Annotated in this window: 11 protein-coding genes; 7 read left to right on the top strand and 4 right to left on the bottom strand. The window is 62.3% G+C overall.

Annotated features, from left to right (window positions below):
• Positions 1-194 (bottom strand): AsmA family protein (locus MOV75_RS23130; protein ID WP_247006678.1); only part of this gene is annotated, 194 nt, incomplete at its 3' end.
• 143 nt (positions 195-337) lie between these two features.
• Positions 338-1,570 carry a cytochrome P450 gene (locus tag MOV75_RS23135; protein ID WP_246925075.1) on the bottom strand — a complete coding sequence of 411 codons (1,233 nt, stop codon included), beginning with the start codon at positions 1,568-1,570 and terminating at the stop codon, positions 338-340.
• A gap of 131 nt (positions 1,571-1,701) precedes the next feature.
• On the opposite strand from MOV75_RS23135, the gene MOV75_RS23140 reads away from it, so the two are divergent.
• The 4 genes from MOV75_RS23140 to MOV75_RS23155 all read left to right on the top strand — a co-directional run bounded on the left by MOV75_RS23140 (position 1,702) and on the right by MOV75_RS23155 (position 3,981).
• On the top strand, positions 1,702-2,325 hold the full coding sequence (locus MOV75_RS23140) for a TetR/AcrR family transcriptional regulator (RefSeq protein ID WP_246925071.1): 624 nt from the start codon (positions 1,702-1,704) through the stop codon (positions 2,323-2,325).
• Positions 2,326-3,024: 699 nt separating this feature from the next.
• Positions 3,025-3,291 (top strand): hypothetical protein, encoded by a 267-nt coding sequence (locus tag MOV75_RS23145; RefSeq protein ID WP_247006679.1) that lies wholly within the window; start codon positions 3,025-3,027, stop codon positions 3,289-3,291.
• Positions 3,284-3,580, top strand: a complete 297-nt coding sequence (locus tag MOV75_RS23150; protein ID WP_246925069.1) for a hypothetical protein — start codon at positions 3,284-3,286, stop codon at positions 3,578-3,580. The genes MOV75_RS23145 and MOV75_RS23150 overlap by 8 nt, the downstream gene beginning before the upstream one ends.
• Before the next feature lie 122 nt (positions 3,581-3,702).
• Entirely contained in the window at positions 3,703-3,981 is a 279-nt protein-coding gene (locus MOV75_RS23155) for a DUF1488 domain-containing protein (RefSeq protein ID WP_246925066.1), read from the top strand.
• A gap of 89 nt (positions 3,982-4,070) precedes the next feature.
• Here MOV75_RS23155 and rpsU read toward each other — a convergent pair whose 3' ends face one another.
• Positions 4,071-4,346, bottom strand: coding sequence for a 30S ribosomal protein S21 (gene rpsU / locus MOV75_RS23160; protein WP_246925081.1), 276 nt, complete (start codon positions 4,344-4,346; stop codon positions 4,071-4,073).
• Positions 4,347-4,779: 433 nt separating this feature from the next.
• Here rpsU and MOV75_RS23165 point away from each other — a divergent pair, with 433 nt between their 5' ends.
• The 3 genes from MOV75_RS23165 (at position 4,780) to MOV75_RS23175 (ending at position 5,603) form a co-directional block, all read left to right on the top strand.
• Complete coding sequence (locus MOV75_RS23165) at positions 4,780-4,989, top strand: cold-shock protein (RefSeq protein WP_246925063.1); 210 nt, start codon at positions 4,780-4,782, stop codon at positions 4,987-4,989.
• Positions 4,990-5,086: 97 nt separating this feature from the next.
• Entirely contained in the window at positions 5,087-5,329 is a 243-nt protein-coding gene (locus MOV75_RS23170) for a transcriptional regulator (protein WP_246925060.1), read from the top strand.
• Between the two features lie 61 nt (positions 5,330-5,390).
• Positions 5,391-5,603, top strand: coding sequence for a hypothetical protein (locus tag MOV75_RS23175; RefSeq protein ID WP_246925056.1), 213 nt, complete (start codon positions 5,391-5,393; stop codon positions 5,601-5,603).
• 317 nt (positions 5,604-5,920) lie between these two features.
• On the opposite strand, the gene MOV75_RS23180 is transcribed toward MOV75_RS23175, so the two are convergent.
• A complete protein-coding gene (locus tag MOV75_RS23180) occupies positions 5,921-6,310 on the bottom strand; it encodes a tautomerase family protein (protein ID WP_246925054.1) in 390 nt (129 codons plus the stop codon).
• Positions 6,311-6,554: the final 244 nt, after the last annotated feature.

Genomic DNA, 6,554 nt, shown 5'->3' on the forward strand with positions numbered 1-6,554 from the left:
AGCCGCAGCGTCGGCGCCGGCAACAGCCGCGCGTCGAGTTCGCCCGCGACCCGCACCGGCACCCCGATGATCTTGCCAGCCTCCGCCTCGAACTGGGGCCTGAACTGGTTCCAGTCGACGTAGTAAGGCCCGATCAGCGCGGCCAGCAGCGCAATGATGAAGGCAATCGCCAATCCGAGCAGCGTCGTCTGCACGGGTCTCCCCTCGGCCAAACCGGCAACCGGACCAAACCCTGGCCTTAGTGGACTTCAGGCGTGCCGGAACAGCCCCTTATATAGGGGGAAGTGTGGCGAAGTCACAGCGACTGTTGCGCGCGGAGGTTAACGCTGGGACGCCTTTACCAACTCGCCGGCAGCCTCTTGAGGCCGCGCAGCACGAAGGTCGGCCGCCATTCCGGGTTTTCGAGGTCGTCGATGCGCAGGTCGGGCAACCGCCGCAGCAGCGTGGCAATGGCGATCTCGGCCTCGATGCGCGCCAATTGGGCGCCCAGGCAGAAATGGATGCCGCCGCCGAACGACAGCGGCTTCACGTTCTGGCGGGTGACGTCAAGCCGGTCCGGCCGATCAGGATAGACCGCCGGATCGCGGTTGGCCGAGCCGAGCAGGCACAGCACGGTCTCGCCCTTGGGGATCCTCTTGCCGCCGAGATCGTCGATATCCTCCAGCGCGACGCGTCCGGTCATCTGCACCGAGGAATCGTAGCGCAGGAATTCCTCGATCGCGCCCTCCATCAGCTCCGGCCGCGCCTTGAGCAGCGCAAGCTGGTCCGGATTGCGGTGAAGCGCCAGAAGGCCGTTGCCGATCAGGTTGACGGTGGTCTCGTGGCCGGCGCCGAACAGCAGGATGATGTTGGCGGTCAGCTCCTCGTTGGTGAGCTTGTTGCCGTCCTCCTCGGCCTGCACGAGCTGGGTGGTGAGATCGTCCCCGGGGTTCTTGCGCCGCAGCTCGAACAGCTGCTGGAAATACATCTGCGCCATCAGGTTGCCCTGGTTGCCCTTCTTGATCTCCTCGGCAGACAAGGGCACGGGGTCGAGCAGCCGCCCGCCGTCGCGCGAGCTCTTGTAGAAGACCTCGCGATGATCCTCGGGGATGCCGAGCATCTCGCAGATGATGGTGACGGGCAGGCGGAAGGCGAAATCCTCGATCAGGTCCATGTGGCCGCGGTCGATCACCGCATCGATGGCCTGGTCGACGATCTCCTGGATGCGCGGCCGCATGTCCTCGACACGGCGGGCGGTGAAGGCCTTCACCACGAGGCCGCGCAGGCGGGTGTGGTCGGGCGGATCGGCCTGCAGCATCCAGTGGCTCATGCTGCGGAACACCGGCTCGTCCATGATCTTTTCGCTATAGCGGCGCTTGGAGCGCTCGACGAAATCCTTGCCGAAGCGCTTGTCGCGCATCACGAGGGTAACATCGGCATGGCGGCTGGCAACGAACTGGCCGAACGGCGTCACATGGACCGGATCGATCGTGCGCAGCCGCTCATATTGAGGATAGGGATCGCGGATGAAGTCCGGCGAGAGCGGGTTGAACAGCGGTACGCCGCCGGCGCCTTGCACGTGCTCGTTCATGGTGACCTCAAATCGGTTGCCGCATGACACGAATACTCCGATCGCAGCCCCACTGCCCGGCGTAACCATCCCTCAATTTATCAACTCGATACATTATTGTATCGAGTTGCATCCTGCCCTAACCTCGTCCGATGTCAAGGGCGAGAACCAGGCCGACCAGGGACGACACGCGCGACAAGCTGTTCGAGGCGGCCGCGCGCGTGTTCGAGGAGGACGGCATCGGCGGCGCCAGCATCGAGGCGATCGCGGCGGCGGCAGGCTTCACCCGCGGCGCGTTCTATTCGAACTTTAGGAGCAAGGACGAGCTGATCATCGCCATGCTCGAGGACCATGTCGAGCAGTCGATCCGTCGCAACCTCGAGATCCTCGCCGAGCACGACAATCTCGATGATTTCATCGCGGCGCTGAAGACGATGGACCGCAGCCGGCAGGACCCGCTCGGCCGCTCGCCGCTCCTGCACATGGAGATGATCCTGTTCGTCGCGCGCGCCGAGAAGCGCCGACCCGAACTTGCAAAGCGCCTGCGCGCGCGGCGCAAGCTGGTGGCCGACATCGTCGAGGCGACCTTGAAGAGCAACGGCAAGAACGACAAGCTGAACCCGCCATGGATGGCCTCAATCGTGCTCGCGCTCGAAGACGGCTTTCGCCTGCACCGGCTGATCGATCCGGAGACGACGCCGGCCGACAGTTTCCTGCGCGCGATCACGGATTTGCGGCGCAGGACGGGATTGGCGTCGGACCGGGGACAATCCTGATGCATCGTCAAGCTTGCTCCACGCTCGAACGCAGACGTTCAAACGGTCCGGTCAAGCGTTGGCTACACCGCGCGCCGACATCAGATCACCCGAAGCGAGACGATTGATTCACGCATCGGCGCTGCCTTTGGAGCGCTGCATTGCCTGCCCGGTGTCGGCTCGGCGCTACTTCTTCTTCGCAGGCCCGAAATCCGGCTGCCAGGCTGCTTCCTTGCGGCTCGGGGCCGCGGCAATCACCTTGGCTTTGTCTTTTTCGGCTTCTTGGCTTCGCGATTGCCGCGTTGCTGGCCCTTCGCCATGTCGCTCTCCTCTGTAGGTTCGAGTTGGTCGAATTCATCGGCTGGAGCACTCGTCCGCGCGGGGTGCAGACCCTGACGTCCATGCAGCCTTCGCGCAGCAGCTTTCGAGCGAGGCGCAGTGCGATCGTGGCGGTGCCGCGGCCAAGATTAGAAATGCCGTATTCGTTGGTCCCGCTGACCGGAATACGGCACGCGTGCCGGCTTAACCATTCAGGATGGCACCAACGCTAGGCCCATGCCGAACCAATATCGAGCAATTAAATCCCTCGCAGGCAACTATTGCGCCGCGACATCGTTGTTCGCCGACGCGGTGACAATAGTGCTGGCTATGGCCGTGCCAAAGGCGCATGGTTTGGAGTGCTGGCACCGGTTGGGGCTTCACTTGCGAAAGGCAGGCTGCATGACCATCCGCTCGCGGCGAGAAACCGTCACCTTCAGGCATCCGTTCCGTGTCCGCGGCATCGACCGCGTCTTGCCGGCCGGCGCCTACGAGGTCGTCACCGACGAGGAGACGATCGAAGGCCTGACCTTCGCCGCCTATCGCCGCATTGCCACGATGATCACCGTGCCCGCCGAAGGTGCGGGCGGCACCATGGAAATGCTGTCGATTGGCTCAGTGGATCTGGCGAATGCACAAGCCGCAGACGCGAGCATCGCCAATGACTGACCAGCCGGTGGATCTCGACAAGCACCGCGGCATGGCGGCGCAAAAGGCGACCGACCTGCGCCGCGCGCTTGCCGACGTCGAAGCCCAGGTCAGAGAACTGCGCCAGCGCGAGGCCGATCTCGAGCATCGCATGATGACGGTGCCTGCCGCGTCCTGGGCGGAGGCCGCGGTGAAGGCGCGTCATTTGCTCAACCTCTATGCCGCGGCCCTGCCCGCCGAGGACACGCGGCACCGCGCGCTCGTGTCAGCGCTGTTCGACGATTTTGCCCGGCTGTCGGAGGAGAGCTGAGGTGAACGACTGCCGCCTGCGTTCTCAACACGTGCCACTGCGCGACGGGAAAGCAGGCGGCCGGTCGCCGGCGGTGATTTGAGGGCGGGATCGTGCCTGGCAATCACGTAACGGAGCAAGCCATGACATTGACCAGCGGCCGCTTCATCAGCCACGAATACGACCGGATGATCGTCCGGTTCTCGATGCATGACGGAACCAGGGAGGTTGCTTGCGCGATCTCGACCTCCGCGATGGATTATCTCGAGCGCGGCTCGCAAGTCAGGCCCGAGCAGCGGGAAGCCCAGTTCACTCGCCTGCGGGATCGCATCGAAGCGCGCGCGGCAAGCAAATATCGCGCGACGGAGTTCGAAGGCACGCCGCCGGGCATCGTGCTACGCGGCATCGATTTCAGGCCATAGGGGACAGCAGCACCGCGACGGCCGGATGCATGGCAGAAGGACCTGATATCGTCGCGGTCCCATGATCGCAGCCAGTCCCAACGTTTTCTCTACTCCGTCCGTGCTTTGATCTCCGGCAAGGGCGCTTTGCGTTCAAAGGGCTTCTTTTTCGGCGGCGCGGGCAGCAATCCCTCTCTGATCGCCTGCTTCCTGGCAAGCTTGCGGGCGCGACGAACAGCTTCGGATTTCTCGCGGGTCTTTCGCTCCGACGGCTTTTCATAGGAACGCCGTTGTTTCATTTCCCGGAAGACGCCCTCGCGCTGCATCTTCTTCTTGAGGACGCGGAGTGCCTGCTCAACATTGTTGTCTCTGACGAGTACGTGCAATTGATCCTCCGAGCTGGGGGCTGCGAATGCGACACGTCCTGCAGGCAGCCAATTGCGCAGGAACTTCATTGCGATGTTTGAGGAGTAGCGGCGACACACGTCGCGGCTTCGGGCGAACTGATCCGCTTGTCACAGCGATGCAGCTTGGCGGCGTCAACGTGACCACCGTCGTGCAGCGCTGTCAATCGCTAACGTCCTGCTTGCAGGTCGATGGGCACAAAGCGCCTCGATCGGAGCAGAAGAACTGCCTCGCAGAAGAGAAACTGGCTCAGCTCCTTGCAAAATCGTAGAACTTATATATATTGATCTCGTTCGATTTGCCGCTGTGCCTTGTTGAATGCGCCCGCGGGCTCCTTTTCCAGAGACATCGACGAAGTTGAAGATAACCGCGTGATTGTCACGCGGGACGCGCTTGCGCGCTTTGGAGAAGAAGATGACGACAGGTACTGTGAAGTGGTTCAATGGCCAAAAGGGCTTCGGTTTCATTCAACCGGACGACGGCGGCAACGATGTGTTCGTTCACATCAGCGCTGTTGAAAGGGCCGGCCTTGCCGGTCTCGCAGAGGGCCAGAAGGTCAATTTCGAAAGCAAGACCGACAAGATGCGAGGCAAAGTCAGCGCCGAGAACCTCTCGCTGGCTTGATATCGTGGCGCCGTTTCACGGATGTACTGAAACGGTCGCTCTGCCCGCTCAATCCCAGGATTGAGCGGGTTTAGTCGTTTTCGGAGCCGGGGGAACGATGAGCACCAAGAAACTGGCAGGGCCGTCACCCGAAAGCGTCGCGCGGTCCGATCGCCGGCGCCTCGCCGCTGAAGATGGAGCGCAGGCATTGGCCGATGCCGAAAGGCAGGCCGTCGAGGTTCGAAAGAATATGGCGCGGCTCCGAGCGGCGCGCGAGGCCAAGGAAGCGGCTGACGAAGCTGTTCGGCTCGCTTTGCCGGCGCCGACGCTCAAGAAGCGTTCACGGAAGCCGGCGCGATAGCGTCTTCAGACCGCCGCCGAAATTTGGGGGGGGGCCGATCACATGCCTGAGAGCGCAGATCGTGCCGAGAATTAAACCAGACCACGGAACCATCACCTTCTTTCTCGCGTCCGGTGCAGATCGGCAGATGTGCCGGCTTGCCACGACATTCAACACGCAGAAACAGGCCTTCAGCTATTTACAGAAGCATCGAACGGAGTTCGAGCGTATGGCGCGGGCGCGCCTTGCTTCAGGGGAGCTCGAAGATGGGATTGTCGTGCTTTCGATGCTCTAGCCGGAGCGAAGACGTGAGCATCTTTCGGCGATCTCAATTGACCGACTGAACCCTTTCGCAGACGAATATCGCTCTCGACCCCGAGCCGCTCGCATCCCGAACATCGATGGCCAGACCGTCGCTGCTGGTGAACGGCTCGAGCTGCTGGCAACATCGGCGAGAGACAGCGCCGCCTCGATCTCCGTAGCCCGCCGGCTAGTTAAATCCAGACCTCTGGTGATGGGGGTTGGCGGCGGAGTGAGGGTGAGCGACGTTTGATGGAATTGGTTCCCGCCAAAGCGGCCTCCCGCTCCATCGCGGAACGGCTGGTTTATCGACTACAGCCCGAGAACCGACTTGACCGATCCAGCTTCGCTGAAGGACCAGTCAATCGGCTTGTTCTCCGTCAGGAAGACGATTGAATTGGCCGGATCAAAGCCGATCTCGGCCAGTCGACTGCGAACATCCTCGTACAAAGCTTCCTTTTGCACGTCGGAGCGGCCCGCAAGCAACGTGATTTCAATGATGATGGTCGAGCTCGGATCGCGTCGTCCCAAGAACGTCGGATGACAGATCATCTCCCCTGGGGGATACCGCGAGATCAAGCAAAAGTCGTCGTCCGGGTTGACGCCGCAGGTGGCCACGAGACTTGCATGGAGGCACGCATTGATGGCCTGGCATGTCTCAGTTGCCAATGCCTGCGGGACGTGAAGTCGGTTGAACGGCATCTGTCTTGTTCAGCCCAATACGCATCATTCGATGCGCGGAGATATCCGATCGCTGGTTCCAGAGCAACACATCCCCAAGGCCTAAGCCGTTCGCTTCACGGCGTCGCACCCCGCCGCCGCAACATCAAGCCGCCCCAGCATCGCCCTCGCCTGCTCGGCGCAGTGCTCGATCAGCCAGCGCTCGAAGGCGACGGGGGGAAGCGCGGGGGCGTAGATGAAGCCTTGCACGACGTCGCAGCCGAGT

The organism is Bradyrhizobium sp. PRIMUS42 (genome assembly GCF_023006515.1).
Lineage (GTDB): Bacteria > Pseudomonadota > Alphaproteobacteria > Rhizobiales > Xanthobacteraceae > Bradyrhizobium.